The organism is Pantoea sp. EKM10T (assembly GCF_011800685.1).
Taxonomy (GTDB): Bacteria; Pseudomonadota; Gammaproteobacteria; order Enterobacterales; family Enterobacteriaceae; genus Pantoea; species Pantoea agglomerans.
Window position 1 is genome coordinate 54,054 of the sequence record NZ_JAALEU010000014.1, and the last position, 26,317, is coordinate 80,370.

28 protein-coding genes are annotated in these 26,317 nt (G+C 58.2%); 9 read left to right on the forward strand and 19 right to left on the reverse strand.

Annotation, left to right across the window (positions count from 1 at the left end):
• Window positions 1–9: 9 nt before the first annotated feature.
• Window positions 10–1,065 carry a DNA polymerase IV gene (gene dinB / locus HFD95_RS20335; protein ID WP_167430655.1) on the reverse strand — a complete coding sequence of 352 codons (1,056 nt, stop codon included), beginning with the start codon at window positions 1,063–1,065 and terminating at the stop codon, window positions 10–12.
• 244 nt (window positions 1,066–1,309) lie between these two features.
• Here dinB and dpaA point away from each other — a divergent pair, with 244 nt between their 5' ends.
• Window positions 1,310–2,053, forward strand: a complete 744-nt coding sequence (gene dpaA / locus HFD95_RS20340; RefSeq protein WP_010255183.1) for a peptidoglycan meso-diaminopimelic acid protein amidase — start codon at window positions 1,310–1,312, stop codon at window positions 2,051–2,053.
• Here dpaA and HFD95_RS20345 read toward each other — a convergent pair.
• On the reverse strand, window positions 2,024–2,791 hold the full coding sequence (locus tag HFD95_RS20345; RefSeq protein WP_010255181.1) for a class II glutamine amidotransferase: 768 nt from the start codon (window positions 2,789–2,791) through the stop codon (window positions 2,024–2,026). The two genes, dpaA and HFD95_RS20345, sit on opposite strands and share 30 nt — an antisense overlap.
• Before the next feature lie 51 nt (window positions 2,792–2,842).
• Complete coding sequence (gene lpcA, locus HFD95_RS20350; protein WP_010255178.1) at window positions 2,843–3,421, reverse strand: D-sedoheptulose 7-phosphate isomerase; 579 nt, start codon at window positions 3,419–3,421, stop codon at window positions 2,843–2,845.
• A gap of 253 nt (window positions 3,422–3,674) precedes the next feature.
• Between lpcA and fadE the strand changes: the two genes are divergently transcribed.
• Window positions 3,675–6,125 carry an acyl-CoA dehydrogenase FadE gene (gene fadE, locus HFD95_RS20355; RefSeq protein WP_010255176.1) on the forward strand — a complete coding sequence of 817 codons (2,451 nt, stop codon included), beginning with the start codon at window positions 3,675–3,677 and terminating at the stop codon, window positions 6,123–6,125.
• 192 nt (window positions 6,126–6,317) lie between these two features.
• Here fadE and mtnK read toward each other — a convergent pair whose 3' ends face one another.
• Window positions 6,318–7,517, reverse strand: coding sequence for an S-methyl-5-thioribose kinase (gene mtnK / locus HFD95_RS20360; protein WP_167430656.1), 1,200 nt, complete (start codon window positions 7,515–7,517; stop codon window positions 6,318–6,320).
• A gap of 122 nt (window positions 7,518–7,639) precedes the next feature.
• Between mtnK and mtnA the strand changes: the two genes are divergently transcribed.
• Window positions 7,640–8,662 (forward strand): S-methyl-5-thioribose-1-phosphate isomerase, encoded by a 1,023-nt coding sequence (mtnA, locus tag HFD95_RS20365; protein ID WP_167430657.1) that lies wholly within the window; start codon window positions 7,640–7,642, stop codon window positions 8,660–8,662.
• 56 nt (window positions 8,663–8,718) lie between these two features.
• On the opposite strand, the gene HFD95_RS20370 is transcribed toward mtnA, so the two are convergent.
• The 5 genes from HFD95_RS20370 to HFD95_RS21970 form a co-directional block, all read right to left on the reverse strand.
• Window positions 8,719–9,261, reverse strand: coding sequence for an acireductone dioxygenase (locus HFD95_RS20370; protein WP_003852580.1), 543 nt, complete (start codon window positions 9,259–9,261; stop codon window positions 8,719–8,721).
• Window position 9,262: 1 nt separating this feature from the next.
• Window positions 9,263–9,946 carry an acireductone synthase gene (mtnC, locus tag HFD95_RS20375; RefSeq protein ID WP_003852578.1) on the reverse strand — a complete coding sequence of 228 codons (684 nt, stop codon included), beginning with the start codon at window positions 9,944–9,946 and terminating at the stop codon, window positions 9,263–9,265.
• Window positions 9,943–10,557, reverse strand: a complete 615-nt coding sequence (locus HFD95_RS20380) for a methylthioribulose 1-phosphate dehydratase (protein ID WP_163640684.1) — start codon at window positions 10,555–10,557, stop codon at window positions 9,943–9,945. The genes mtnC and HFD95_RS20380 overlap by 4 nt, the downstream gene beginning before the upstream one ends.
• A gap of 79 nt (window positions 10,558–10,636) precedes the next feature.
• Window positions 10,637–10,936 carry a colicin immunity domain-containing protein gene (locus HFD95_RS20385; RefSeq protein WP_033766595.1) on the reverse strand — a complete coding sequence of 100 codons (300 nt, stop codon included), beginning with the start codon at window positions 10,934–10,936 and terminating at the stop codon, window positions 10,637–10,639.
• A complete protein-coding gene (locus HFD95_RS21970; protein ID WP_181955277.1) occupies window positions 10,926–11,915 on the reverse strand; it encodes a colicin D domain-containing protein in 990 nt (329 codons plus the stop codon). The genes HFD95_RS20385 and HFD95_RS21970 overlap by 11 nt, the downstream gene beginning before the upstream one ends.
• Window positions 11,916–12,453: 538 nt before the next feature.
• On the opposite strand from HFD95_RS21970, the gene HFD95_RS20395 reads away from it, so the two are divergent.
• Entirely contained in the window at window positions 12,454–13,614 is a 1,161-nt protein-coding gene (locus HFD95_RS20395) for a pyridoxal phosphate-dependent aminotransferase (protein ID WP_033766594.1), read from the forward strand.
• Window positions 13,602–14,369, forward strand: a complete 768-nt coding sequence (locus HFD95_RS20400; RefSeq protein WP_033766593.1) for an amidohydrolase — start codon at window positions 13,602–13,604, stop codon at window positions 14,367–14,369. The genes HFD95_RS20395 and HFD95_RS20400 overlap by 13 nt, the downstream gene beginning before the upstream one ends.
• A gap of 27 nt (window positions 14,370–14,396) precedes the next feature.
• On the opposite strand, the gene uraH is transcribed toward HFD95_RS20400, so the two are convergent.
• From uraH to hpxU, 9 genes are all read right to left on the reverse strand, one after another.
• Complete coding sequence (gene uraH / locus HFD95_RS20405) at window positions 14,397–14,732, reverse strand: hydroxyisourate hydrolase (protein WP_167430658.1); 336 nt, start codon at window positions 14,730–14,732, stop codon at window positions 14,397–14,399.
• Window positions 14,729–15,223, reverse strand: a complete 495-nt coding sequence (gene uraD / locus HFD95_RS20410; protein WP_167430659.1) for a 2-oxo-4-hydroxy-4-carboxy-5-ureidoimidazoline decarboxylase — start codon at window positions 15,221–15,223, stop codon at window positions 14,729–14,731. Before uraD ends, uraH begins: the two co-directional genes overlap by 4 nt.
• Window positions 15,224–15,225: 2 nt before the next feature.
• Entirely contained in the window at window positions 15,226–16,479 is a 1,254-nt protein-coding gene (hpxK, locus tag HFD95_RS20415) for an allantoate amidohydrolase (RefSeq protein ID WP_010255158.1), read from the reverse strand.
• Window positions 16,476–17,711, reverse strand: a complete 1,236-nt coding sequence (locus tag HFD95_RS20420) for an alanine--glyoxylate aminotransferase family protein (protein ID WP_167430660.1) — start codon at window positions 17,709–17,711, stop codon at window positions 16,476–16,478. The genes hpxK and HFD95_RS20420 overlap by 4 nt, the downstream gene beginning before the upstream one ends.
• A gap of 20 nt (window positions 17,712–17,731) precedes the next feature.
• Window positions 17,732–18,463 (reverse strand): amino acid ABC transporter ATP-binding protein, encoded by a 732-nt coding sequence (locus HFD95_RS20425; RefSeq protein WP_010671147.1) that lies wholly within the window; start codon window positions 18,461–18,463, stop codon window positions 17,732–17,734.
• On the reverse strand, window positions 18,444–19,100 hold the full coding sequence (locus HFD95_RS20430; protein ID WP_010255156.1) for an amino acid ABC transporter permease: 657 nt from the start codon (window positions 19,098–19,100) through the stop codon (window positions 18,444–18,446). The genes HFD95_RS20425 and HFD95_RS20430 overlap by 20 nt, the downstream gene beginning before the upstream one ends.
• A complete protein-coding gene (locus tag HFD95_RS20435; protein ID WP_010255155.1) occupies window positions 19,100–19,768 on the reverse strand; it encodes an amino acid ABC transporter permease in 669 nt (222 codons plus the stop codon). The genes HFD95_RS20430 and HFD95_RS20435 overlap by 1 nt, the downstream gene beginning before the upstream one ends.
• Window positions 19,769–19,778: 10 nt before the next feature.
• Window positions 19,779–20,564: a transporter substrate-binding domain-containing protein gene (locus HFD95_RS20440; RefSeq protein WP_010255154.1), complete on the reverse strand. Its 786-nt coding sequence runs from the start codon at window positions 20,562–20,564 to the stop codon at window positions 19,779–19,781.
• Window positions 20,565–20,756: 192 nt separating this feature from the next.
• Window positions 20,757–21,596, reverse strand: a complete 840-nt coding sequence (gene hpxU / locus HFD95_RS20445) for a MurR/RpiR family transcriptional regulator HpxU (protein ID WP_010255152.1) — start codon at window positions 21,594–21,596, stop codon at window positions 20,757–20,759.
• A gap of 138 nt (window positions 21,597–21,734) precedes the next feature.
• On the opposite strand from hpxU, the gene HFD95_RS20450 reads away from it, so the two are divergent.
• The 4 genes from HFD95_RS20450 to hpxZ are packed head-to-tail and all read left to right on the forward strand — an operon-like array spanning window position 21,735 to window position 25,290.
• Window positions 21,735–23,321, forward strand: coding sequence for a gamma-glutamyltransferase family protein (locus HFD95_RS20450; protein WP_010671144.1), 1,587 nt, complete (start codon window positions 21,735–21,737; stop codon window positions 23,319–23,321).
• 12 nt (window positions 23,322–23,333) lie between these two features.
• Window positions 23,334–23,516: an oxalurate catabolism protein HpxX gene (hpxX, locus tag HFD95_RS20455; protein ID WP_033766590.1), complete on the forward strand. Its 183-nt coding sequence runs from the start codon at window positions 23,334–23,336 to the stop codon at window positions 23,514–23,516.
• Entirely contained in the window at window positions 23,513–24,910 is a 1,398-nt protein-coding gene (locus HFD95_RS20460) for an AtzE family amidohydrolase (RefSeq protein WP_167430661.1), read from the forward strand. Before hpxX ends, HFD95_RS20460 begins: the two co-directional genes overlap by 4 nt.
• Window positions 24,910–25,290, forward strand: a complete 381-nt coding sequence (gene hpxZ / locus HFD95_RS20465; RefSeq protein ID WP_052272057.1) for an oxalurate catabolism protein HpxZ — start codon at window positions 24,910–24,912, stop codon at window positions 25,288–25,290. The genes HFD95_RS20460 and hpxZ overlap by 1 nt, the downstream gene beginning before the upstream one ends.
• Before the next feature lie 50 nt (window positions 25,291–25,340).
• Here the strand turns inward: hpxZ and puuE are convergent, their stop codons facing one another.
• Window positions 25,341–26,294, reverse strand: coding sequence for an allantoinase PuuE (gene puuE, locus HFD95_RS20470; RefSeq protein ID WP_010255138.1), 954 nt, complete (start codon window positions 26,292–26,294; stop codon window positions 25,341–25,343).
• Between the last annotated feature and the right edge of the window lie 23 nt (window positions 26,295–26,317).

Sequence of the window (26,317 nt, forward strand, 5' to 3'; positions counted from 1 at the left end):
GGCTGACGGTTACAGACCCAGCAGCAGCTGACGCTCCAGCTGGGGATCCACCATCGTCACATGTAATCCCACCAGCCGCACGCCGCGCCCGGCACGACGCTCATCCCAGGTTTTACGGGCGATGGCAATCATGTCCTCTTTGTTCAGCACCGGCCAGATATGCTCCTGGGTCGTCTGCTGAAAATCACTGAACTTCAGTTTGACGCCCTGTCGCGCCACCTGCTTGTCAGGTCGGATCTGCGTCAGCCGGCGTTCCAGTTCGGCGTAGAGAAAATCAATAATTTCCAGGCAGGCATCCCAGTCGCTGATATCTTCCGCCAGCGTCCGTTCAACCCCCAGCGATTTACGCTCGCGCTCAACGATCACGCTGCGGTCATCAATGCCATAGCTGCGCTCCCACAGCACCCGGCCAAACTTGCCAAAGCGCTTTAACAGCAGCGCTAAGTCTGCCTTCTGCACGTCGCCACAGGTTACCAGCCCCATCTCTTCCAGCTTTTTGGCCGAGACCTTGCCGACGCCAGGGATCTTCGCAAGCGGCAGGGTCAGCAGAAAACCGGACATCTCCGGCGGGGTAATCACGAACTGGCCGTCCGGCTTATTCAGGTCAGAGGCGATCTTCGCCAGAAATTTAATCGGGGCGATGCCCGCTGAGGCGGTAAGCCCGGTTTCACGGTAGATGGTGGCACGGATCGCCTGCGCCATCAGCGTGGCAGAGCCGTGACAGTGGGGGCTGTCGGTGACATCCAGGTAAGCTTCATCGAGGGAGAGCGGTTCAATCAGCGGCGTATAGCGGGTAAAGATGTCGCGGATCTGCGCGGAGGCTTCTTTATAGGCGTCAAAGCGTCCTGGCAGCAGACGCAGATGCGGGCATAACTTGAGGGCCATGCCGGTTGGCATCGCGCTGCGCACGCCAAATTTGCGCGCCGGATAGTTGGCGGTGCTGATCACGCCGCGACGCTCGCGGCTGCCACCAATGGCGATCGGGATGTCGCGCAGCTGGGGATTATCACGCATCTCCACCGCGGCATAGAAGCAGTCCATATCGACATGAATGATTTTACGCATACCCCCTCCGGCACTGGATAAGTATACAGTTGGCAGGGGTAACTGCAATATTTGTCGCGCTGACGATTAAAGTTTACAAATTTCTGGCCGAATATCTTTCAGTAAATCGCGAATTTGGCTGACGCCGTCTTGCTAAAAAAACAGACAATGTTTAATGTTGCGCTGCGGTAGCGGACAGTTCCGATAATGCAAACAGAGACGCACATTTTGCGTCATGTTCTCTTCACCTCAAGGTACACACAGCATGGGCAAAATCGCACTCCTGTTTGCGATGATTTTACTGCCAGCCCTCAGCATGGCAATGACACCCGAACCCGTCTCAACGGCACCGGTCAGCAAAGAATTAAAGAAGCAGTTACTTGGCACCCCGGTCTATATCCAGATCTTCAAGGAAGAACGCACGCTCGAACTCTACGGCAAAATCGGTAACGAATACCGCCTGCTGGACACCTACCGCATCTGTAACTTTTCTGGCGGCCTTGGCCCGAAACGCCGTGAAGGCGATTTCAAAAGCCCGGAAGGTTTTTACAACGTGAAGCTGAATCAGCTGAAGCCGGATAGCCGGTTTTATCGCGCGATCAACATCGGCTTTCCGAATCAGTACGATCGTAATCAGGGCTACAGCGGCAATTACCTGATGATTCATGGCGACTGTAAGTCGATTGGCTGCTATGCCATGACTAACGCCTATATGGATGAGATTTTTACCTATGTGAATGCCGCGCTGCGTAACGGCCAGCAGGATATCAGCATCAGCATCTATCCATTCCGCATGACCGACAGCAATATGCAGCGTCACCGCTACTCCACCTATGCCAGTTTCTGGCAGCAGCTGCAGCCGGGATACGCTTACTTTGCCAAATATCACCAGCCGCCGATGGTTAATGTCGCCAGCGGTAAGTATGTGATGAACAGCAGCCCGGCACCGGTTTTAGCCAGTCCCGAAGCCGCTTCACGTTCATTCCTGGCGCTCTCCAAGGCAGAATAACGCCCATTCACCTGGCACAATCCGCTGCCAGGTTTCATTGGCGGTCAGTGGCTGCGTAGCAATCACCGTCACCACGTCATGCGGCGTGGTGTGCTGCTGAAAATCGACCTCCACATCCTGATCCAGTAACTGCGCCCGGCCAAAGGGTGCGCGACGGGTGATCCAGTAAAGATTGGTGGAGCAAAAGGCCATCAGATAACGGCCGTCTGACAGCAGCATGTTAAACACGCCCTTCTGCCGCAACGTGCCGGCAAGCTCCCCGATAAAACGAAATACCGCAGGCCAGTTGCCTGGCGTGCGCGGATAGCGCGTCGCCAGCTGATGCAGGATCCAGCAGAACGCCTTCTCACTGTCCGTTTCGCCCACCGGCCGGAATGTGCCAGTCTCCAGCTGCCGATAGCCCCTGAGCTGCCCGTTGTGCGCATAGGTCCAGTTACGGCCCCACAATTCGCGGGTAAACGGGTGGGTATTTTCCAGCGACACCTGCCCGCGATTCGCCTGGCGGATGTGCGCCACCACCGAATGCGATTTGATCGGATACTCCTGCACCAGACGCGCAATCGGCGAGTTAAAGCTCGGCAGCGGATCTTTAAACGTACGACAACCTTTATCTTCGTAGAAGGTAATGCCCCAGCCATCTTTGTGAGGCCCGGTTCCACCGCCACGCTGAACCAGACCGGTAAAGCTGAAACAGATATCCGTGGGAACATTGGCGCTCATCCCGAGCAATTCGCACATAGCCACCGCCTTAGAGTAAGCGGCCTCCCGTCAGGCGGGAGGCCAGCGCAGTTACTTCACCATCTCTTTTTCGATCAGCAGCATCAGGATGTGGATCACTTTAATGTGGATCTCCTGGATGCGATCGGCATAACCAAAGTGTGGCACCCGGATTTCAATGTCGGCACTGCCTGCCATCTTACCGCCATCTTTACCGGTCAGGGTGATCACTTTCATCCCCTGCGCACGGGCAGCTTCAATTGCTTTAATGATATTGGCAGAGTTACCGGAAGTTGAGAGGCCCAGCAGCACATCGCCCGGACGCCCTACCGCTTCCACATAGCGTGAAAAGACATAGTCATAACCAAAATCATTACTGACGCAGGAGAGATGGCTGACATCAGAGATGGCAATCGCCGGATAGCCAGGACGATTTTCGCGGTAGCGACCGGTCAGCTCTTCAGCGAAATGCATCGCATCGCAATGTGAACCACCGTTACCGCAGGAAAGCACCTTGCCGCCCGCCTTAAAGCTGTCAGCCAGCAGCACCGCAGCACGCTGGATCGCATGGATATTGGCCTCGTCGCTGAGGAATTTATTCAGCGTATCAGCAGCTTCATTAAGCTCAGAGCGGATAATGTCCTGGTACATAGGGATGTCCTTTTTTAGGAGAGGTTAATCGCAGCAAGTTTAACGGAATGGCCGGTCAGCGCAAAGCGTCATGCCATGGCTGGCCAGGCAGTGGCGGTGATTATCGCTGCAGCAGGTGATGCAAAAATGGACAGAAATCGGTTTTTGTGAGGCAGGTTGTAATTGCGATGTAAACAAATTGATAAATCAACCCAACTGCTCTAAACCTCTCTACATAACAGGTCAGACCTCTTACTACTTGGAGCGGTTCATTATGATGGTTGTCTCGATACTTGCCACGGTGGCGCTGATTGGCGCCCTGTTCTATCACCGCCTGTCGTTGCGGCTCAGCAGCGCGATTCTGCTGCTGTGGACTGCTGCGATGGCTTTTGCTCACCTCTGGACGCCATGGTTACTGTTGCCGCTGGCGATCATCCTGCTGCCGTTCAACCTGCCGTCATTGCGCCGCAGCCTGTTTTCAAAGCCGATGTTTCAGCGCTTCCAGCAGGTGATGCCGCCGATGTCACGCACCGAAAAAGAAGCGATCGATGCGGGCACCACCTGGTGGGAAGGCGATCTGTTTCAGGGCAAACCAGACTGGCAGAAGCTGCACAACTATCCGCAGCCGCGCCTGACCGCCGATGAGCAGGCTTTTCTCAATGGTCCGGTTGAAGAAGCATGCCGCATGGCCAACGATTTCCAGATCACCCATGAGCTGGCCGATATGCCGCCGGAACTCTGGGCTTATCTGAAAGAGCATCGTTTCTTCGCGATGATTATCAAAAAAGAGTATGGCGGACTCGATTTCTCAGCCTATGCGCAGGCCTGCGTGCTGCAAAAACTGTCGGGCGTCTCAGGGATTCTGGCGATTACCGTGGGCGTGCCTAACTCATTAGGTCCGGGCGAACTGCTGCAACACTACGGCACTGAAGAGCAGAAAAATCACTATTTACCCCGGCTGGCACGCGGCGATGAGATCCCCTGCTTTGCGCTGACCAGTCCGGAAGCGGGCTCAGATGCCGGAGCCATCCCCGATACCGGCGTGGTCTGCATGGGCGAGTGGCAGGGTCAGCAGGTGCTGGGCATGCGGCTGACCTGGAACAAGCGCTATATTACGCTGGCGCCGATCGCCACCGTGCTGGGGCTGGCATTTAAACTCTCCGACCCGGATCATCTGCTCAGCGATAACGAAAATCCTGGCATTACCTGTGCGCTGATCCCGACCAACACGCCCGGCGTGGAGATTGGCCATCGCCACTTCCCGCTTAACGTGCCGTTCCAGAACGGGCCGACACGCGGCAATAATATCTTTGTACCGATTGACTATATTATCGGCGGCCCACAAATGGCCGGTCAGGGCTGGCGGATGCTGGTGGAGTGTCTGTCTGTGGGTCGCGGCATTACGCTGCCATCGAACTCAACCGGCAGCCTGAAAAGTGTGGCGCTGGCGACAGGCGCCTATGCCCATATCCGTCGTCAGTTCCGCGTCTCAATCGGTAAGATGGAAGGAATTGAAGAGCCGCTGGCGCGCATTGCCGGTAACGCCTACGTGATGGATGCGGCGGCCACGCTGATTACGGCCGGTATTATGCAGGGTGAAAAACCGGCTGTGCTGTCGGCGATTGTGAAATATCACTGCACCCATCGCGGTCAGCGCGCCATTATCGACGCCATGGATATTGCCGGCGGTAAAGGCATTATGCTGGGTAACAGCAACTTCCTGGCCCGCGCCTATCAGGGTGCGCCTATCGCCATCACGGTAGAAGGCGCTAATATTCTGACCCGCAGCATGATTATCTTCGGACAGGGTGCGATTCGCTGCCATCCTTACGTACTGCAGGAGATGGCGGCGGCAGCCAGCAACGATGTTAACGCGTTTGATCAGGCGCTGTTCAGCCACATCGGTCATGTCGGCAGCAGCACCATGCGCAGCCTGTGGCTGGGCTTAACCGCCGGACGCACCAGCGCCACCCCGACCCGCGATGGCACCCGTCGTTACTATCAGCATCTGAACCGCATCAGTGCCAACCTGGCGTTGCTCTCTGATGTGTCGATGGCGGTGCTGGGCGGCAGCCTGAAACGTCGTGAGCGTATTTCGGCGCGTCTGGGCGATGTGCTGAGCCAGCTCTATCTCGCTTCGGCGACGCTGAAACGCTATGACGATGAAGGCCGCAACGAAGCCGATCTGCCGCTGGTGCACTGGGGCGTGCAGGATGCGTTACATCAGGCGGAAGTCGCGATGGACGATCTGCTGCGTAATTTCCCGAACCGTCTGGTCGCGGGCGCATTGCGGATGACTATTTTTGCAGGCGGTCATCACTGCCCTGCTCCGTCTGACCGTCTGGACCATCAGCTGGCAAAACTGCTGCAACAGCCGTCAGCTACCCGCAGTCGTCTGGGCCGTGGCATGTACCTGACGCCCAGCGAGCACAACCCTGCCGGTCAGCTGGAACAGGCATTGCAGGATGTGATGGCGGCAGAAGTGATCCATGACAGGCTGTGCAAACAGACGAAGCAGCACCTCTCCTTTACCCGGCTGGATGCGCTGGCGAAGCGCGCGCTGGAACAGGGCTGGATTGATGCTAAAGAGGCTGAAGTGTTGCAGCGTGCTGAGGCCAGCCGCCTGCGTTCGATTAACGTCGATGAGTTTGAGGCGGATGCGCTGGCAGTGCCGGTGCCAGAGAAAGCTCCTCAGGCTGCATCGCGGGCGAGTGAGGCAGCATAGGGTTAGCGTTAGCCTGCATCACCGGCGCAGGAACAGGGTCAGAAGAGGAAAGCGTCCCGCGTCAGGACAACGCGGGCCGAGCGAGCCAGGGATGGCTTTAGCGACTTTCCGATCTGCCCCTGTTTCCGGCGCGGGCACACTCTTACAGCCAGCCTTTGATTTACCTGAAAGCCGACATCACGTCGGCTTTTTTTATCCCGCCTGACGGATGCGGGCAATCAGCGCATCCACATCTTCTACATGATCGGCCGCCAGAATCAGCGTGCGCCCCAGATTAATTGCATTACGGATGCAGTCGGTACGCATCGCCGGATCGGCAATCAGCTTCATATCCGCCACGTGTGACATCCCCACCGTGCGGCGAATCAGTTCGGTGCCGCAGTAACCAATGGTATCGGCCCATACTTTACGCAGAAACGCCTCCGCATAGCCTGGATAAGCCAGCGCCTCATCACGGGTTTTCTCTGCCGCCAGTGCCAGAAAGCCCGAGGCAAAGGTGGTCCAGAGGGTGTGCACATCGCTGAGGCGCTGCTCGCGTGCATCGACGGCCTCACGCGGTGGCAGCAGACCCGGCAGGCCGCAGTAGTTAATCAGCAGGTTACCAATGGCGGTACCGACATCAAAACCGATAGGGCCAAAATAGCCAAACTCCGCATCAATCGCTTTCAGGCTGCCATCAGCAACGAAAATCGAGCCGCTGTGAATATCACCATGCAGCAGCGCTTCAGCGTGGGCAAAGAAACGATGCTTGAGACCGCCTACCGCAATGCGCAGTGCATCGTCATTACGCAGGCTGGCGACCAGCGGTTCAAGCGCTTCGGGATAGCTATTGCGCTCATGGTCGGTATAGGGATCGTTAAAGAAAAGATCTTCGGTGATTTCACACATTTCCGGATTAATGAAACGCGCTACTTCCGCTTTTTTCTGGTGCGGATGCAGGGTGAAATCGGAGGTATGAAACAGGGTTTGTGCCAGATAGTCGCCTAACTGCTGAGCCGCTTCCGGGTAGTAAGCGCCCTTCACCAGCTCGCCGCGCCAGATGCGATGACTAGAGAGATCTTCCATTACCATCACCGCCAGCTCCGCATCGTAATGGGTGATCTTCACCGTGTGCTGCGGACAATATTTGTAGTGTTCGACCAGGGTCTGCGCTTCCAGCCGCGCCCGATCCAGCGTCAGCGGCCACGACTCACCCACACAGCGCACATAGGGCAGCGCCTGCTTGACCACCACCCGGCTGTTGCCCTGATCGTCATAAATTTTAAACACCAGGTTGAGGTTGCCATCACCAATCTCTTCTGCGCTGCTCAGCGCGGCAGGATTGTCCACGCCGCCAAATTGTCGGGCATATTCCACAGCATCAGCAGCAGTAAAGGTACGGTATTGCGACATTGCCTGTTCCTCATCAATCGAAGGGGGATAACCTGGGTGTAATAAGCCGTTCAGACGTCTATACATCCGTTCAGCATGTTGGCACAATAGGTATCATTAACGCAACATGGATTTCACCCACAATGCAGACACTTCAAACCACCAGCTTACAGGTTCGTGACAATCAGCTCTGGATTCTGGATCAGCAGGCACTGCCGCAGCAAAAGAACTGGCTGTCCGCGCACAGCGTGCCCCAGCTGATTGAACATATTCATGCGCTGCGGGTGCGCGGTGCGCCGCTGATCGGCCTTTCCGCCTCGCTGCTGCTGGCGTTGCTGGCAGAACAGGGGCAGACGCGCGCTGAACTGACGCAGGCACTGGCGACCCTGCGCGCCGCCCGCCCTACCGCTGTCAATCTGATGAACAATCTGGACCGGATGAAACTGGCGCTGGCGCAGCCGGACTTTGCCCCCGCACTGGCAGAGGAAGCCTGGCGGCTGGTGCAGGAAGATAAGCAGCTGTGTGACGCCATCGCTGACGCGGGTTGTACGCGGGTGGAACCCGGCAGCCAGCTGCTGACCCACTGTAATACCGGCGGACTTGCCACCGCCGGTGTGGGCACCGCCCTTGGCGTGATTGCCCGCGCCCATCAGCAGGGGCTGATTAAGAATGTCTGGGTTGATGAAACCCGTCCGCTGTTACAGGGCGGCCGGTTAACCGCCTGGGAGCTGGGTGAGCTGGCGATTCCTTACACCCTGATTACCGATTCCATGGCCGCCAGCCTGATGGCCCGTGGAGAGGTCGATGCCGTATGGGTAGGCGCTGACCGCATTGCCGCCAACGGCGATGTGGCGAATAAAATCGGCACCTACAGCCTGGCGGTGCTGGCCCATTATCATCAGATTCCGTTTTACGTGGCGGCCCCGCATACCACGCTGGATCGCAGCTGTCCGGACGGCGCAGCGATTCCTATTGAACAGCGCGCCGCCAGTGAAGTGACGGGCGTTGCCGGCAGTTTTGGCAGCGTGCAGTGGGCGCCGGAAGCGGCGAAGGTCTATAACCCGGCGTTTGATGTCACGCCCGCCACCCTGATCAGCGGCTGGGTACTGGACACCGGGGTAGTCACGCCTGACCAGGTTCAGGGTGGCATTTTCCAGCCACAATAACGGTCTGCAAGGCGTTTACCGTGAGCGACAAACGCCTTGCGAAAACAACGGGCGGTTTACGCCAGACGCGGATAGGCATCCGCTATCTTATCGCCGGTAAAGTTCGCCACCCAGCCTTCCTGATTGTCGAAAATACGGATAGCCGTGAAATGGGGTGACGACCCCATATCAAACCAGTGCGGCGTTCCTGCTGGCACTGAGATCAGATCGTTTTTTTCGCAGAGGATCTGCAGGATCTCGCCATCCAGATGCAGGCAGAACAGCCCGGCCCCCTCGACAAAGAAACGCACTTCATCTTCGCCGTGCGTATGTTCATTGAGAAATTTCTCCCGCAGCACGGTTTTCTGCGGGTTATCGGCGCGCATGCTGATCACATCCCAGCTCTGATAGCCCTTTTCCGCCACCAGCCGATCAATCGCATGCTGATAGGCGTTGATCACCGTTTCGGGATCCGGATTTTCACCCAAATCACGATCGGCTTCCCAGCGCTCGAAACGGACACCTTTGGCATTCAGGCGGTCACGAATCGCTTCCGCGTCAGTGCTGTGCCACACCGGCTGGCTGGCTTCACGGTCGGTAAAAATAGTCAGTGCGCTCATGCTAAATCGACTCCGGGTTAATCTGGGAAAAATCCGTCACCTGACGATGGCGGCTCTCATTGTCCGCATCGCCACGCAGTAATTGCAACGTCTGCCAGCCCGCCTCTGCGGCGGCATCCAGCTCCTGATGAATATCGGAGAGGAACAGCAGCTGCTCCGCTGGCTGGCCAATGTCAGCAGCGATAGTGCGATAAGCCGCGACGTCGCGTTTGGCGCCGACGTGGGTGTCAAAATAGCCACTGAACAGGCCAGTAATATCACCTTCGTCGCTGTAGCCAAATAACAATTTCTGCGCCGCAACCGAGCCGGAGGAATATACATAAAGTTCAATGCCCTGCGCCTTCCAGCGGCTGAGCGCAGGCACGACGTCGGGATAGAGATGACCGGTAAAACTGCCGTTCACGTAGCCATCACGCCAGATCATGCCCTGCAGCGCCTTCAGGCCGGTCGATTTGCGATCCTGGTCCATAAAGCCCAGCAGAATATCTGTGACGCCAGCCAGATCGGCCTGCAGCTGACCAGCTTCTTCGCGCACCGACTGCAGTGCGGCCGCCACGTCCGGCTGGTGCGCATTTTCACGCAGGAAATCCGGCAGATGCTTGCGGGCGTAGGGAAACAGGATGTTATGTACAAAACGGATATCGCTGGTGGTGCCTTCGATATCAGTAACAATGGCGCGAATCATGCTTTCTCCAGCAGGCGACGTTGACGTTCACATTCAAATAAAAATTCCAGACCTTCCAGATGACGGCGGGCTTCGCTGACATCCCGGCCCCAGCAGGTTAAGCCGTGACCGCGCAGCAGAAAGCCGTAACGCAGCGGAAAGCGGGCGGCGTAATCTTCAATTTCTGACGCCAGCGCCGCAATGTCCTGGCTGTTGTCGAACACAGGAATGGCGAGCGTATCCAGATGGGTGTGCTGGCCGCTCAATGATTTTTGCATCTCATAGCCGTGCAGCAGCAGCGCCGCGCCCTGCTCCACCCGCGACAGCACCGTCGCATTCACGGTGTGGGTATGCAGCACCGCGCCCGCCTCGGGAAAGAGTCGATAGATCATCGTGTGCAGACCGGTTTCTGCCGACGGCTTACGGCCAGAGAGCGACTGGCTGGTAGCAATATCGACCTCGATAAAGTCATCCCGCGTCAGCGTGCCTTTATCTTTGCCCGATTCACTCAGCAGGCAGACATGTTCATCGCGGCGCACCGACATATTTCCGCCGGTGGCCGGTGCCCAGCCTTTCGCGCCAATCCAGTGACAGGCGGCGACCAGCTGATCTAATGGAAGACTCTGCGACATAAAAGTTCCTTGCGGTGAAATATGATCTCGGGTGGCTCAGATAACGGTCAGGGATATGATGTTCAGTTCGCCCAGGCCATCAAGCCAGGAGTGACTCTTCCCAGGTTTTTCTTAAATTTACGACGTAATCAAACAGACCCTGAGCATCTAAGTCATCTTCGTCAATCAGGTCAGGATTAGAGCAATAAGAATCAACAGCTGAGAATACCGAGTCAAAATAACGTTGTGTATCTTTGTTTTGTTTATCAGCTGTGTCAGCAGCTCTGTGTTCACGCCATGCGTTCAGGTATTTTTCCTCAAACTCTGGCGCCGACATAGCACCCGAAACAAACGAATCGATTAGGGCTAACATATCTGCTTCGCTTTGATCAGTAGACATTACCTTCACCTTTCAGATCGGAAATTTGAGTTTCGGATAACTTCCATCCAGAGATGAAATTACCATCAGGTTTAGTCATTACATCAATTTTAGTTTCAGGATTGTAGTAGTGGTTAACATCCTGATTCCATCGGTATTTGCCGGCGATTTGTTGTGTCAGTTGATCATCTATATGCGTTTTGAGTGCCTGCTCATATGACTTCAACCCTTCGGCATTGGGAGTGCCCGACAGGTTGAAATCTACAGCGTGCTTGAATTTCTTCTGTAGCTGTCTGGTTTCAAAATTAACAAATTCTGATGGAGGTGGCTTAGGTACTTTTGATAACGCAGACAGCTTTTCTAATTCGCTTACCGTTCCCAGCTTTCCCATTGCAAGACCTGCCGCTACAGAGGCGCCGGTAATGAGCAGACCTTTGTTATCCATGACCTGCTCGAAACCGGCTGGAGCATCGCCGCCGAGCTGTCCGGCGGTCTTTCTGAACCCCTCGATATTGCCGTTATAAATTCCGCCAGCAGCCAACAGCCGGCCCGCGGCTTTGCTATTGATGGTTTTTGCTGACTGAGCGTGTTGCACCGGTGCAGCAGGACGGACGTGATATACCGGGCGTTTCAGTTGCCGGGATATGAGGTGATTGAGCCGGCATCGAAGTAACAGAGGCAGGTTATCGAGAAGGCCGCCAGATGTCGTCAGAACGCCAGAGATGGCATAACCGGTGATATTTTGTCTCAGCAGAACGAGTGCCCCGGATTTGATGTCGTCCAGCGTGTCACGGTATGCCATCCAGGGACGCTGCCAGTGGAACTTGTGATACCGGCTGACAAAAAGGGTGTAGCCCTGCGGCAAATTCCACTCCTGGATGATGCGGTTTTGCAACGCGGTATTTGCAAGATCTCGTGCCGCCGTTTCCGGGTGGATAATGTGAGGAATGTCCTCAAGGTAGATGTCATCCAGTGACTTTGCCTGACTGTAATGAAGCATAATGTCCCTTTTACGCTGCCGTTATGTTCCCAATTATCAGGAATTTCTGACAACAGGCGAAGAAGTCCTGATATCCCCGTAGTGGATACACCAGCAGACGGGGAGCGGAGCGACCAGCATCAGGCTGTACTGTTGTTGTCAGAATTTTATGGGTCTGGTGCCCGACTGCTGAACCATACTATCCGGGTCCTGCCAGATGATCCTTATGTCAGCAAGGCAGCAAGTGCGCGCATCCCCGGGAGCTGACACTCGTCAGTGACCGGGGTAAGTAAGTGCAGCCAACGCCGCTGACGCCCGGAGCATGACGCATGTAAATGCTAAATGATCCGCATCTCAGCAAGGCAGCAAGTGCGCGCATCCCCGGGAGCTGACACTTGTCAGTGACCGGGGTAAGCAAACGAAGCTAACGAAGCTGAGGTGTGGAGCATGACGCATTTAGCCATCTAAGCGTCTTGATTGCCAAATACTATCATCCTGTTTATAGTGGCACAAACACCGGGTGACACCGCATCAATCTTCGCGCTTAAGGCCTGACATCATGACGCAGCACAACCTGATCCCCGAGAGTAAACTCCCTTTGCTCGGCACCACCATTTTCAGCCAGATGAGTGCGCTGGCGCAGCAGCATAACGCTATCAATCTCTCTCAGGGCTTTCCTGATTTTAGCGGCCCGGACTATCTGCAGCAGCGGCTGGCGTATCACGTCAGCCAGGGCGCGAACCAGTATGCGCCGATGACCGGTGCGCTGCCGTTACGTGAGGCGATTGCAGAGAAAACCGCGCGGCTTTATGACTATCGTCCTGATGTCGAAACAGAGATTACGGTGACGGCGGGCGCAACCGAAGCGCTCTATGCGGCGATTACCGCGCTGGTGCGGCCAGGCGATGAGGTGATCTGCTTTGATCCCAGCTACGACAGCTATGCGCCTGCGGTAGAGTTGTCGGGCGGCGTGATGAAACGCATTACGCTGCAGCCGCCCGCTTTCCGGGTGGACTGGCAGGCGTTTGCTGCGCTGCTGAGTGATAAAACCCGGCTGGTGATCCTGAATACGCCGCACAATCCTTCCGCCACCGTCTGGCAGCAGCAGGATTTCGCCGCGCTATGGCAGGCGATTGCTGCGCGACCGGTCTATGTACTGAGCGACGAAGTCTATGAGCACATCTGCTTCGATCAGGCAGGCCACGCCAGCGTGCTGGCACATCCCGAACTGCGCCAGCGCGCTATCGCGGTGTCGTCGTTTGGTAAGACCTTCCATATGACCGGCTGGAAAGTGGGCTACTGCATTGCCCCTGCCGCGATCAGCGCGGAACTGCGCAAGGTGCATCAGTATCTGACCTTCTCGGTGAATACGCCGGCGCAGCTGGCGATTGCCGATATGCTGCGTGAGCATCCGGAGCACTATCTTGAACTGCCGGCGTTTTATCGCGACCGCCGCGATCGGCTGGCAACGGCGCTAAGCAGCAGCCGCTTTAAGGTGCTTCCCTGCGAAGGTACCTACTTTTTGCTGGTCGATTACAGCGCCATCTCCGATCTGGATGATGTCAGTTTCTGCCAGTGGCTGACCCGCGAAGTGGGCGTTGCCGCGATTCCTCTGTCGGTGTTCTGCGCCGATGCGTTTCCTCATAAACTGATCCGCCTCTGTTTTGCCAAACAGCCGGCGACATTAGATGCCGCCGCGGAGCGCTTATGTCAGCTTTAAAAATCACGTTACTGCAGGAGACGCTGAGCTGGATGGATGGCGAGGCCAACCTGCGCCATTTTGACGAGCAACTGGATGGACTCACCGGGCGCGATCTGATTTTACTGCCAGAGATGTTTACCACCGGCTTTGCAATGGAAGCGGCGAAAAGCTCGCTGCCTCAGGCGCAGGTGGTGGAGTGGCTGCATCAGCATGCCCGTCGCAACGATGCCCTGGTCGGCGGTAGCGCGGCGATTCAGACCGAACACGGCGCGGTAAACCGCTTTCTGCTGGTGGAGCCGGACGGCACGCTGCATCAGTATGACAAGCGCCACCTGTTCCGCATGGCGGACGAGCATCACCACTATCTGCCTGGCGAACAGCGTCAGGTGTTTGAGTGGCGCGGCTGGCGCATCCTGCCGCAAATCTGTTACGACCTGCGTTTCCCGGTCTTCTCGCGTAACCGCAACGATTACGATCTGGCGCTCTATGTCGCCAACTGGCCTGCACCGCGTGCACTGCACTGGCAGGCGCTGCTGCTGGCGCGGGCAATTGAAAATCAGGCTTATGTGGCAGGCTGTAACCGCGTCGGCAGTGACGGCAATCAGCATGAATACAGCGGCGACAGCCAGATTATTTCACCGCAGGGTGAGATCCTCAGCGCGGCTGAGCCGCACCAGCGCGCCAGGCTGGACGCAGAGCTATCGCTGGACGCACTGAATGCTTATCGCGAGCGCTTCCCGGCCTGGCAGGATGCGGATCGCTTTTCGCTGTGAATGGCGGGCGGGCAGTCAGCCCGCCCATTAACTGCCGCGATAAGTTGACCAGGACCAGGGCGAAATCAGAAACGGCAGATGAAAATGGCTGCCCGCTTCGGCAATCATAAAATCGATCTGCGCGCTGACGTAGAGTGCATCCCGACCAGCGGCGGCAAAATAGTCGCCGATTTCTGCCGTTAAACGGTAGTGGCCCGGCGTCAGCGGCTCGGGCGTCAGATCTTTCAGACGCCCGTCGCTGTTGGTTTCACCCTGTGAAATCGGAAACCACCCTTCCGGGCTGTTCTGCTCAAGTGAAATCGCTACACCGCTGGCCGGTTTGCCCAGCGCCGTGTCCAGAATATGGGTGGTAACAGTACTCATTGAATCGTCTCCTTCAGGCGTAACAGGGTAATCTCACGCAGCTGATCCAGCGCCTCCTGCTGCTCGGCAGGATCGCTATTCTGCAACCGACGCTGCAACTCTGCCAGCATCTGCTCGCCGCTGCGCCCTTTAGCGCGAATCAGAAACACCCGGCCAAAACGGGCTTCATACGCCTGATTCCCCTGCTGCATTGCCTGCTGCAAAGCGCTGTCGGCCTGCTGCATCGCAGACTGCTCTCCGCGTGAAAGTGCCGCTTCTTTATCCGCGCCGTTCGCGCGTTCGCCAATGCGGGGATGCGCCGACAGTGCGGCCTCCAGCTCAGGCTGCTGCCACTGGCGGGCCAGCGCATCGGCGGTTGCCCGTAGCGCATCCAGGGTGATAAAAGGCCGGGCCGCTACCAGCGACTGCTGCCAGTGCGGGATGGCGACACAATGCCGGATGGCCGCCTGCGCCTCGTCAGCCGACAGCTGATTAAATGCGGCTAATTCCATGTTCAGCTCCGTTCAGCAATCAGCGAGACCGCCTGTAAATAAGCCTGCAGCGCGGGCGCCACATCAGCCACCGCCACGGACTCTGCCGGATGGTGGCTGATACCGCGATGGTTACGCACAAATAGCATGCCGACCGGCCAGCGTTCAGCGATTGCGATGGCGTCGTGCCCCGCACCGCTCGGCAGTGACAGGCTGCGCCCCTGCACCGTTTCCACCGCATGACTCAGCGCCTGTTGCAGCGCGGAGTCACAGGCGGTGGCACCGATGCGATAATATTCGTTCGACTCAAAGCGGAGTCCACGCCGCAGCGCAATCGCCTCCGCCTGGGTTAACAGGCTGGAGAGCAGTGTCTCCAGCGGGTTGTCCAGCGGACCGCGCACGTCCAGCGACAGCGATACCTCGCCAGGGATTACATTGACCGCTCCCGGCGCGCAGTTAATCGTACCGACGGTAGCCACCAGTTGCGGATCCTGCTCACGGGTGGTCTGCTCGATAAACACCATCCACTCGGCAGCGGCAGCCAGCGCATCTTTGCGGTGGGTCATCGGCACCGTGCCCGCATGGCCCGCTTCACCGGTGAAACGGCAGTTGAGGCGGCGCGCACCGTTGATGGCCGTGACCACACCGAGCGCCAGATCCTCCTGCTCCAGGCAGGGGCCCTGCTCGATGTGCAGCTCAAGATAACCGACGATATCCTCAACCCGCCGCGCCGCAGATGCGATCCTGTCGCTGTCGAGACCGACATCCGCCATCGCCTGCGCCACGGTGATGCCGTTGCCGTCAGGATGCGTCACCCAGCTTTGCGGCCAGCTGCCGGTAATGCCACGACTGCCGAGCAGCGTAATGCCAAAACGGGTGCCCTCTTCGTCGCCAAAGCCAATGACTTCAATCGCCAGCGGTAAGCGGCGCTGATGTTCGTTAAGCCACTGCACGGTTTCAATGGCGCTGAGCACGCCCAGCATGCCGTCGTAGCGACCGGCGTTGCGCACCGTGTCGAGATGCGAGCCAAGCAGTAACGCGGGTGCACCCGCTTCTGCCGCCTCGTAGCGCCCACAGATATTGCCGACTTCATCCTGCCACACCTGCATCCCCGCCGCCTGCATCCATTCACCGACACAGGCGTTGGCGCGCAGATGTTCGGGTGAGAGGTAGACGCGGGTCAGCCCCTCGGCCGTTTCGCTGATCGCCGCCAGCGCATCGCAGCGCGCCATAACGCGCTGTGCAGCGGCCTGGGCTTCGCTGGCGCTCATCATCATGCGTGGCTCCCGTAGTGATTCCAGGCGGCCTGCGCGGCGGCACCCTGTGGCGTGCGATAGCCGACATAGGTCAGCACCGTTTCCAGCGCGGAGAGAGTCTGCATCACGCAATCTTTACGCGCGTTGTAGCCCATGGTGCCGATGCGCCACACCTTGCCATGCAGCGGGCCAAACGAGGTGCCAATCTCAATGCCGAAATCTTCCAGCATCAGCTTGCGCACCTGATCGCCGTTTACGCCAGACGGGATCATCACGCCCAGCACGTTGTTCATTTTGTGTTTCAGGTCGCCGAAGGTCTCCAGCTCCATCCCCTGAATGCCTTTCAGCAATGCTTCACCGTGCAGCTTGTGGCGGGCGATGCCGTTGTCCAGCCCCTCCTGCAGGATCAGACGGGCGCACTCGCGCGCGCCAAACAGCGCACTGGTCGCTTCGGTATGGTGGTTGAGCCGCTCCGGCCCCCAGTAATCCATGATCATGCCGAGATCAAAATAGTTGGAGTAGATCATCTCCTCTTCGCCATCCTGATGCGCCTCGGTGCGGATCCCCTGCTCTACGCATTTGCGTTTGCGGATCACCGCCTCCATCTCTGCGCTCAGCGTGATCGGCGAGGTACCCGATGGACCGCCCAGGCATTTCTGCATCCCCGCGGATACGGCATCAAGTCCCCAGGCGTCCGTTTCCAGCGCGTTACCCGCCAGCGACGCGGTGGCATCGGTGTAGAACAGTACGCCATACTGTTTGCAGATCGCACCCAGCTGCTCAAGCGGCTGCAGCATGGTGGTTGAGGTGTCGCCCTGCACGGTCAGCAGCAGGCGCGGCCGCACTTTTTTGATCGCATCTTCGATCTGGTCGGGAGTAAAGACTTCGCCCCACGGCACTTCAATGGTGTGCACTTCCGCACGACAGCGGCGGGCAATTTCGCACAGCAGATGACCAAAGCGGCCAAACACCGGTACCAGCACTTTGTCGCCAGGCCGGATCGATGACAGCAGAATCGATTCGATACCGGCGCGGGAGGTGCCGTCAATCAGCAGCGTCCAGCGGTTCTCTGTGCGAAACACGCCGCGATAGAGCGCCATCACTTCATTCATGTAGTGGGTCATCGCGGGATCGTACTGCCCCAGCAGCTGACTCGACATGGCGCGCAGCACACGTGGATCGGCATTGATCGGTCCTGGCCCCATCAGCAGACGCTGTGGCGGGTTAAGTTGCGGGTAGTGATTGATATCCATGGTAATTTCCTTTTTCAGAATCAGAGGCGAACCGAAGAGATAAACTGCTTCAGCTCCGGTGACTGCGGCTGAGCGAACAGCGTCTTACTGTCGCCCTGCTCCCAGACGCGCCCCTGATGCATAAAGACCACACGATCGCCCACATCGCGGGCGAAGCTCATTTCATGCGTGACGAGGATCAGCGTCATCCCTTCTGACGCCAGCTGCTCCAGAACTTTGAGCACTTCGCCCACCAGCTCGGGATCGAGCGCGGAGGTGATCTCATCACAGAGTAAAACTTTCGGCGTCATCGCCAGTGCACGGGCGATCGCCACGCGCTGCTGCTGACCGCCGGAGAGGCTGGCAGGATAGTAGTTGAGACGCTCGCCCAGCCCGACCTTCTCCAGCATCTGCGCCGCCAGCGCCCGGCACTCGGCCTCGCTTTTTTTCAGCACCCGGCGCGGCGCCAGCATCACGTTCTCCAGTGCCGTCATGTGCGGGAACAGATTGAAGCTCTGAAACACCATCCCGACCGAGCGGCTGATTTCACGCGCCTGCGAGTCGCGATCGGTAATCGTCATACCACCGAGCTTGATGCTGCCCTCCTGATAGCCTTCCAGCCCGTTCATGCAGCGCAGCAGCGTGCTTTTGCCCGATCCGCTGCGACCGATGATTGAGATCACCTCGCCCATGTCGATATCCAGATCCACGCCTTTCAACACATGGTTGTCGCCGTAATATTTTTGCACCTGATTAATGGTGATGAGCGGCATTGAATTTTTTCTCCAGATACTGGCTGTAGCGAGACAGCGGATAACACATCAGGAAGTAGCCCAGCGCCACCAGCCCAAAGACTTTAAACGGCTGATAGGTCACGTTGTTCAGAATGGTGCCCGCCTTGGTCAGCTCGATGAACCCGATAATTGACGCCAGCGCGGTGCCCTTGATCACCTGGACAGCAAACCCCACCGTCGGGGCAATACCGATGCGGATCGCCTGCGGCGCAATGACCCGCCACAACGTCTGACCAAAGGTCAGGCCGAGACAGCGCGACGCTTCCCACTGGCCTTTTGGCAGGGCGCGGATGCTGCCGTACCAGATATCGACCAGAAAGGCGCTGGTGTAGAAGGTCAGCGCCAGCGAGGCCGCCGTCCAGGGTGCAACATCAATGCCGAACAGGCCGACACCGAAAAACGCCAGAAACAGCTGCATCAGCAGCGGCGTGCCCTGAAACAGCGCGGTGTAACCGCGTACCAGCCGCGTTAACCATTTGCGTTGCAGCAGGCGCATAAACAGCAGCGGCAGCGTCACCAGCGTGCCGCCGACAAAGGCCACCAGCGACAGCAACAGGGTCCAGCGTGCCGCCAGCAGCAGGTTGCGCAGGATGTCCCAGTCGGTAAAGGTCGTCATCATGATGGCTGCACTCCAAACCATTTACGGCCAATCGCCAGCAGCAGATGGCGCATTGCAATCGACAACGCCAGGTAGATCAGCGTGGTCACCAGATAGACCTCAAAACTTAAGAAGGTGCGCGACTGGATCAGGTTGGCGGCGAAGGTCAGCTCCTCGTAGGAGACCTGCGACACCACCGACGAACCCAGCATCACGATGATGCACTGACTCACCAGCGCCGGATAAATGCGCTGCAGCGCGGGCGGCAACACCACCCGCAGAAACGTCTGGCTGCGGGTTAATCCCAGCACTCGTCCCGCTTCCCACTGCCCTTTGGGTGTCACCTGTATTCCGGCACGAATAATCTCGGTGCTATATGCCCCGAGGTTGATCAGCATCGCCAACAGCGCCGCCTCGCCAGCAGTGAGTTTCAGCCCCAGCGCAGGCAGACCGAAAACGATAAAGAACAGTTGCACCACAAACGGCGTGTTGCGGATCAGCTCGACATAGATGCCCCACAGGCGGCTCATCCAGCTGGGTCTGCCACTGCGCAGCGCCGCGCCCGCAATGCCCAGCGCCACACCACCGGTAGTCGCCAGCACCGTCAGCTGAATGGTGACCCAAAGACCGGAGAGCAGCTCCGGCCAGTAGGGCCACAGGGCGGGAAAGTTAAGTTGCCCGGTCATGAATCTTTCCTCAGGCGCCGAGGTTGGCGGGCAGCGGCGCTTTCAGCCACTCTTCTGACAGTTTATTCAGGGTGCCATCTTTGATGCCCTGCTCAATCAGCGCATTCACTTTCGCTTTCAGTGCCGGCTGATCTTTCTTCAGGCCGATATAGCAGGGAGAATCTTTCAGCATAAACTGCGCCACCGGCGCTTTAGCCGGATTCTGACGGGCAATGGCGGCGACCACCAGGTTGCCGGTCGCCACATACTGCACCTGACCGGAGAGATACGCAGACAAGGTAGTGTTGTTATCTTCGTAGCGTTTCACCTGTGCATCTTTCGGCGCAACGTCACTGAGCACCATGTCCTCTACCGCACCGCGTGTTACGCCAATAGATTTGCCGCTCAGGGCAGACGCCGCTTTGATTTCATCGCCTTTTGGCCCGAATACGCCCAGGAAGAACGGCGCATAGGCGCGGGTGAAGTCGATCACTTTTTCCCGCTCGGCATTTTTACCCATGCTGGAGATCACCAGGTCGACCTTGTCGGTTTGCAGATAAGGCACGCGGTTGGCACTGCTGACCGGCACCAGCTGCAACTTAAGTTTCATCTGTTTTGCCAGGTATCTGGCCGTGTCGATGTCATACCCCTGCGGCTGCAGATCGGTGCCAACCGAGCCAAACGGCGGGAAATCCTGCGGCACGGCGATGCGAATGACGCCGCGTTTCTGGATGTCCTGCAGTTGATCGGCCAGCGCGCTTCCCGCTTGTGCCATCAGTAATGCCGCTGTCGCAACCGCCATCAAAACTTTTTTCATTATGCACCCCGGTGAGATTAACGTGAAACAAAAGATTCTTTGAGATGCAATCTGCAACTAATGTGCCAATCCGGACGGCCACAGAAAAAGGGTTAAGCGGCAAAGCATTCAGCTGAAATCTGGCGTAATCGGGACGACTACGCCGGGGGAAGGTCTGTTCTGAAATGGGGCAAAGCACCAAAACGGTGCCTTTTAGCGGTGCTCCAGCTCGTCAAACTGCTGGTAAAGGTCGGCGATCTGATGAATGCGCTGACGTCCCTGTGCCAGCATTTCATGTAGCAGTGCATTGGCAATCAGGTTAACCAGACTCATGGCGGAGCCATAACTGTCGAAGGCGGAAACGCTGTCCAGCGGCGTACAGAGCTGCCAGCGCGCCAGCGCAATCACCGTCTGCGCCTGCGGCTCACACAGCGCCAGCAGCGGGATACCGGCCGCCTGCAACTGCTGCATCAGCGGGCGAATGATGCGGGGACGACGACGGAAGGCCATCACGACCACCATATCCTCCGGCGTAATATCCACCAGCTCCTCAGCCAGCGTCTGGCCCGGCTGCGGCAGGATATGTACCTGCGAACGCGCCTGCACCAGCTGCTGTCGCAGATGCAGTGCCACCGGATAGGCGTTGCGCATGCCGATGATAAAGACGCGTTTTGCCTGCGCCAGCTGCTGGATAACCTCATTAAAGTGCCGGGCATCCAGACTGTTCACCCACTGCGTCAGGTTAGCCATCTCCTGCTTGTAGTGTCGCGCCAGCAGCGTATTGCCCTGCACCGCATCACGATTATCGGTCAGCGGCATGCCGCTCTGGCGCAGGATGCGTAACTCATCACGCATATCCTTGTATTTTTCATAGCCCAGACGCTTAAACAGCCGGCTGACCGTGGCTTTCGACACGCCACTGAGCCGCGCCAGCTCGGCACTGTTGTAGCTGATCAGGTCATCGAAGTGGTCAAACACGAAGTCGGCAATACGCTGCTCCTGCGGGGAGAGCTGGGGATAGTGACTCCTGAGTCGTTCATCAAGCTGTTTCATAACCCGTCCTGTAACTTTTGTTTCAGCAGAAGCTAGCACAATTTGCGCCAGGTTAACCGGCGCATTGTCAGCTCAGGGTGAAAACTGGAACAGCTCTTGCTTTGTTATCGGTTCTGTCACCCGGATAACGAGAAAAAGATGATTCAAAGCAATATGGCCCCGCAGGGGATGGCGGTGACGCCACACCATCTGGCGAGTGAAAGCGCGCTCGCGGTTCTGCGTGATGGCGGTAATGCCATTGAAGCGATGGTGGCCGCTGCCGCGACCATCGCCGTGGTCTACCCGCATATGAATGGACTGGGCGGTGATGGTTTCTGGCTGATTCTGCCGCCCGGCGGCGAGCCTGTCGCTATCGACGCCAGCGGCGCAGCCGGTTCGCTGGCTCATCACGATTTCTACGCCGATCACCCTAAGATTCCGCATCGCGGGCCGAAAGCGGCGCTGACCGTGGCCGGTACGGTCAGCGGCTGGCAGGAGGCACTGAATCTCTCGGCTGAGATGGGCACCCCGCCGCTGCCGCTGGAACGTCTGCTGCGCGATGCGATTCGCTACGCCGCCGACGGTATCCCGGTGACTGCCTCACAGAGCGCCGCCACCGCGACGTTCCGCAGTGAATTGCAGCATCAGCCCGGCTTCGGCGCCACCTTTATGCCTGACGGCAACGTGCCGCAACCAGGCAGCCGTTTTACCCAGCCCGCCCTGGCAAACACCCTGAGCCAGCTTACTGAAGAGGGGCTCGACAGCTTTTATCGCGGCACGCTGGCTCACCATATGGCCGATGAGATGGCCACGCTGGGCATGCCGGTGACGCTGGCCGATCTGCAGCAGCATCGCGCCCGCCGCACGACGCCGCTGCATCTCTCCCACAGCGAAGGTGACATCTGGAATATCACCCCGCCAACGCAGGGCATGGTGTCGCTGGCGATCCTGGGCATCACCGATCGGCTGGAGATGGCGGAGGCTGACGATGCGCAGACGGTGCACCGTATCGTGGAAGCCACCAAAAAAGCGTTTGCGCTGCGCGACAAACACATCACCGATCCACGTCACGTCACGGAAGATTTGCAGGCGCTGCTGGACAGCGATCACCTTGCCACACTCGCCAGCCAGATCACCGATGGAGAGGCGGCAGCCTGGGGAAACGGACGCGGGCCGGGCGATACGGTCTGGATGGGCGTGATGGACAGCAGCGGCCTGGCCGTCTCCTTTATTCAGAGCATTTATCACGAATTTGGCAGTGGTGTGGTGCTGCCCGGCACGGGTATCACCTGGCAGAACCGCGGTGCCGCTTTCAGCCTCGATCCTGACCATCTGCTGGCCCTGGCACCCGGTAAGCAGCCGTTTCATACCCTGAATCCCGCCGCCGCACGGCTGAAAGATGGCCGGACGCTGGTGTATGGCGCGATGGGTGGGGATGGACAGCCGCAGACTCAGGCGGCGATTTTTACCCGCCATGTGATTCAGGGCTTGCCGTTACAACAGGCGGTCAGTGCGCCGCGCTGGCTGCTGGGCCGGACCTGGGGGCAATCATCAGACTCGCTGAAACTGGAAGGTCGTTTTGACGACGAAACGGTATTGATGTTGCGTCTGTGGGGACATGAGGTGGAGCTGCTGCCGGACTTCAGCGAATCCGTAGGCCATGCGGGCGCCATTGTGCGCCACAGCAACGGCATGTTTGAGGGCGCAAGCGATCCACGCAGTAACGGCAGCGCCGCCGGTTTTTAACAGGAGCGAATCATGAATCAACACGACTGGGCCAGCTACATCGGCCATATGGAGCAGATACTGCAACTGGAACTGGATGACGCCCGCCGCGCTGAACTGCTGATCCAGCTGTCGCGTATCGCGGAGATGGCCGCGCCGCTGATGACGTTTCCGCTGGATGACCGGCTTGAAGTGGCAGGAGTATACCAGGCATGAGATTAGGTGACGTTTCGATTCAGACCCTGCAACGGGCGATCCAGCAGGGTGAAATCAGTGCGCTGGAAGTGGCAAAGCGCACGCTGCAGGCGGTTGAGCAGCATAATCCGGCGCTGAATGCCTGGACGGAAGTGACCGGGCCGCGCATGTTAAAAGAAGCGGCGGATGTTGATGCGCAGCGGCAGCGCGGCGAAACCCTGCCACCGCTGGCGGGCATCCCGTATGCGGTAAAAAACCTGTTTGATGTGGCGGGTCACACTACCCTGGCCGGTGCCAGCCTGTTCAGCGACCGGCCGGCGGCACGTGCAGATGCGTTTGCTGTCGATAAACTGCGTCGCTCTGGTGCGCTGCTGTCTGGCATGCTGAACATGGATGCCTACGCGTATGGTTTTACCACCGAAAACAGCCACTACGGCGCGACGCACAATCCGCACGATCTCAGCCGCGTGGCTGGCGGCTCGTCAGGCGGTTCGGCGGCTGCCGTGGCCGCCGGTCTGGTCCACTTTTCGCTGGGGACCGACACCAATGGCTCGATTCGGGTGCCCGCGTCGCTGTGTGGTATTTTTGGTCTTAAGCCGACCTTTGGCCGGTTGTCACGCAGCGGCAGCCATCCGTTTGTCGCCAGCCTCGATCACATCGGTCCTCTGGCGCGGCGGGTTGAAGACCTGGCGCTGGTATATGATCTGTTGCAGGGCGCAGACCACACCGATGCGTTTCAGGCCGATCGCCCGCTGGCCGCGACGCTACCAGGGCTGTCACAGGGCAGCGAAGGCTTGCGCTGCGGCGTACTGGGTGGCTTTTTTGCCCGCTGGTGCGATGAGGATGCCCGCGCTGCCGTCGCGGTGGTCGCGGCAGCACTTGATGCACAGGAAGAGGTGCTGATGCCGGACGCTGAGCTGGCACGCTCGGCGGCGTTTATCATGACCGCGGCAGAAGGCGGCAATCACTATCTGCCCGCCCTGCGCCAGACGCCTGAGCAGTTTGAACCCAATTCACGCGAGCGTCTGCTGGCCGGTGCCATGATGCCAGGTGCCTGGTACGTGCAGGCGCAGCGTTTCCGCCGCCATTTCCAGCAGCAGGTGTTGCCGCTTTTTGATCGGTTTGATGTGCTGATAGCACCGGCGACACCCTGCAGCGCGATCACCATCGGTCAGCAGACCCTGTCAATTCAGGGGGAATCGCTGCCCGCTAAGGCGAGCATGGGTATGCTGACGCAGCCGATCTCCTTCCTGGGATTGCCGGTCTGTACCGTGCCGCTGGCGACCCGAAGCGGTCTGCCGATTGGATTACAGCTTATCGCCCGTCCGTTTAATGAAGAGGCGGTGTTACGTGCCGCCTGGGCACTGGAACAACGCGGCATCACGATACCGCAAATTAATATGGCTGGAGCCTGATGAGCAGAGAGATTAATTTACCGCAGGTCGTCACCGAGGTGACGGCGCAGTTTTACCGCTACGAGCAGGCGCTGGTCAGCAATGACGTGGCCGAACTGGATGCGTTGTTCTGGCACGACCCGCGAACCGTGCGCCTCGGCGCAGGTGAGAATCTGTATGGCATTGATGAGATTCGGGCCTTCCGCGCCGCGCGTCCTTCCGCCGGGCTGAACCGGACGCTGCGAAACACCGTGATCACCACCTTTGGCGAGGATTATGCGGTTTGCAGCACCGAATTTACCCGCACCGGCAGCGATAAAATTGGCCGTCAGCAGCAGACCTGGGTACGTATGCCCCACGGCTGGTGCATCGTGGCGGCGCAGGTCAGCCTGATGAGCTGACATCGTCCGGCGCTTCGCCCGATCAACGCGGGGCGAGCGCCGGAACCGGCTTAAGGTGCCGGGTGCGTGTTGATCCAGTGGTCAGCGATCTGCTGACGGGTGCAGATCCAGACATCCTCATGCTGCTGGATGTGATCGAGAAAATTCTGCAGCGCGCGGAATTTGCCAGGACGACCCAGCAGGCGGCAATGCATACCGATCGACATCATCTTCGGTGCGGTTTCGCCCTCTTCATACAGTACATCGAAGCTGTCGCGCAGATAGGTAAAGAACTGTTCCGCGGTATTAAATCCCTGCGGCGAGGCAAAGCGCATGTCATTGCACTCCAGGGTATAGGGGATAATCAGGTGCGGTTTAACCGTTCCATCCTGACAGGTGACCTGGGTCCAGAAAGGCAGATCGTCGCCGTAGTAGTCACTGTCATAGCTAAAACCGCCCTGCTCCACCACCAGCCGACGGGTATTCGGGCTGTCGCGGCCGGTGTACCAGCCGGTCGGCGCTTTACCAAACAGATCAACCAGCACATCGACCGCCTGCTGCATATGCTGGCGTTCGGTTTTTGCATCCATGCCCTGATAGTGGATCCAGCGCCAGCCGTGACTGACCACATCGTAGTCAGCCTGTTTAATCGCCTCGACGACTTCCGGATGACGCGCCAGCGCCATCGCCACGCCGAAAACCGTTAACGGCAGACCGCGTTTCTGGAATTCGTTGTGGATACGCCAGAAACCGGCGCGTGAGCCGTACTCATACAGCGACTCCATCGACATGTGGCGATCGGGATAGCTCGCTGCCCCGATGATGTCGGAGAGGAACTGCTCTGAGCCGGTGTCGCCGTGCAGCACGCTGTTTTCTGCGCCCTCTTCGTAGTTAAGAACAAACTGCACCGCCACACGGGCGTTGTTGGGCCAGGCGGCGTGCGGCGGATGAGCGCCATAACCGATTAAATCGCGCGGATAGTTTTTGTTAAAGCTGTACTCTTTCTTCTCTGCAGCGTCAGTCATCACTCCACCTGTTTTGATTCGGG

Bases quoted from the DNA above. Each gene is read 5' to 3' on its own strand.
- dinB (WP_167430655.1), bottom strand. From the start codon at position 1,065: ATGCGTAAAATCATTCATGTCGATATGGACTGCTTCTATGCCGCGGTG.
- dpaA (WP_010255183.1), top strand. From the start codon at position 1,310: ATGGGCAAAATCGCACTCCTGTTTGCGATGATTTTACTGCCAGCCCTC.
- HFD95_RS20345 (WP_010255181.1), bottom strand. From the start codon at position 2,791: ATGTGCGAATTGCTCGGGATGAGCGCCAATGTTCCCACGGATATCTGT.
- lpcA (WP_010255178.1), bottom strand. From the start codon at position 3,421: ATGTACCAGGACATTATCCGCTCTGAGCTTAATGAAGCTGCTGATACG.
- fadE (WP_010255176.1), top strand. From the start codon at position 3,675: ATGATGGTTGTCTCGATACTTGCCACGGTGGCGCTGATTGGCGCCCTG.
- mtnK (WP_167430656.1), bottom strand. From the start codon at position 7,517: ATGTCGCAATACCGTACCTTTACTGCTGCTGATGCTGTGGAATATGCC.
- mtnA (WP_167430657.1), top strand. From the start codon at position 7,640: ATGCAGACACTTCAAACCACCAGCTTACAGGTTCGTGACAATCAGCTC.
- HFD95_RS20370 (WP_003852580.1), bottom strand. From the start codon at position 9,261: ATGAGCGCACTGACTATTTTTACCGACCGTGAAGCCAGCCAGCCGGTG.
- mtnC (WP_003852578.1), bottom strand. From the start codon at position 9,946: ATGATTCGCGCCATTGTTACTGATATCGAAGGCACCACCAGCGATATC.
- HFD95_RS20380 (WP_163640684.1), bottom strand. From the start codon at position 10,557: ATGTCGCAGAGTCTTCCATTAGATCAGCTGGTCGCCGCCTGTCACTGG.
- HFD95_RS20385 (WP_033766595.1), bottom strand. From the start codon at position 10,936: ATGTCTACTGATCAAAGCGAAGCAGATATGTTAGCCCTAATCGATTCG.
- HFD95_RS21970 (WP_181955277.1), bottom strand. From the start codon at position 11,915: ATGCTTCATTACAGTCAGGCAAAGTCACTGGATGACATCTACCTTGAG.
- HFD95_RS20395 (WP_033766594.1), top strand. From the start codon at position 12,454: ATGACGCAGCACAACCTGATCCCCGAGAGTAAACTCCCTTTGCTCGGC.
- HFD95_RS20400 (WP_033766593.1), top strand. From the start codon at position 13,602: ATGTCAGCTTTAAAAATCACGTTACTGCAGGAGACGCTGAGCTGGATG.
- uraH (WP_167430658.1), bottom strand. From the start codon at position 14,732: ATGAGTACTGTTACCACCCATATTCTGGACACGGCGCTGGGCAAACCG.
- uraD (WP_167430659.1), bottom strand. From the start codon at position 15,223: ATGGAATTAGCCGCATTTAATCAGCTGTCGGCTGACGAGGCGCAGGCG.
- hpxK (WP_010255158.1), bottom strand. From the start codon at position 16,479: ATGATGATGAGCGCCAGCGAAGCCCAGGCCGCTGCACAGCGCGTTATG.
- HFD95_RS20420 (WP_167430660.1), bottom strand. From the start codon at position 17,711: ATGGATATCAATCACTACCCGCAACTTAACCCGCCACAGCGTCTGCTG.
- HFD95_RS20425 (WP_010671147.1), bottom strand. From the start codon at position 18,463: ATGCCGCTCATCACCATTAATCAGGTGCAAAAATATTACGGCGACAAC.
- HFD95_RS20430 (WP_010255156.1), bottom strand. From the start codon at position 19,100: ATGACGACCTTTACCGACTGGGACATCCTGCGCAACCTGCTGCTGGCG.
- HFD95_RS20435 (WP_010255155.1), bottom strand. From the start codon at position 19,768: ATGACCGGGCAACTTAACTTTCCCGCCCTGTGGCCCTACTGGCCGGAG.
- HFD95_RS20440 (WP_010255154.1), bottom strand. From the start codon at position 20,564: ATGAAAAAAGTTTTGATGGCGGTTGCGACAGCGGCATTACTGATGGCA.
- hpxU (WP_010255152.1), bottom strand. From the start codon at position 21,596: ATGAAACAGCTTGATGAACGACTCAGGAGTCACTATCCCCAGCTCTCC.
- HFD95_RS20450 (WP_010671144.1), top strand. From the start codon at position 21,735: ATGATTCAAAGCAATATGGCCCCGCAGGGGATGGCGGTGACGCCACAC.
- hpxX (WP_033766590.1), top strand. From the start codon at position 23,334: ATGAATCAACACGACTGGGCCAGCTACATCGGCCATATGGAGCAGATA.
- HFD95_RS20460 (WP_167430661.1), top strand. From the start codon at position 23,513: ATGAGATTAGGTGACGTTTCGATTCAGACCCTGCAACGGGCGATCCAG.
- hpxZ (WP_052272057.1), top strand. From the start codon at position 24,910: ATGAGCAGAGAGATTAATTTACCGCAGGTCGTCACCGAGGTGACGGCG.
- puuE (WP_010255138.1), bottom strand. From the start codon at position 26,294: ATGACTGACGCTGCAGAGAAGAAAGAGTACAGCTTTAACAAAAACTAT.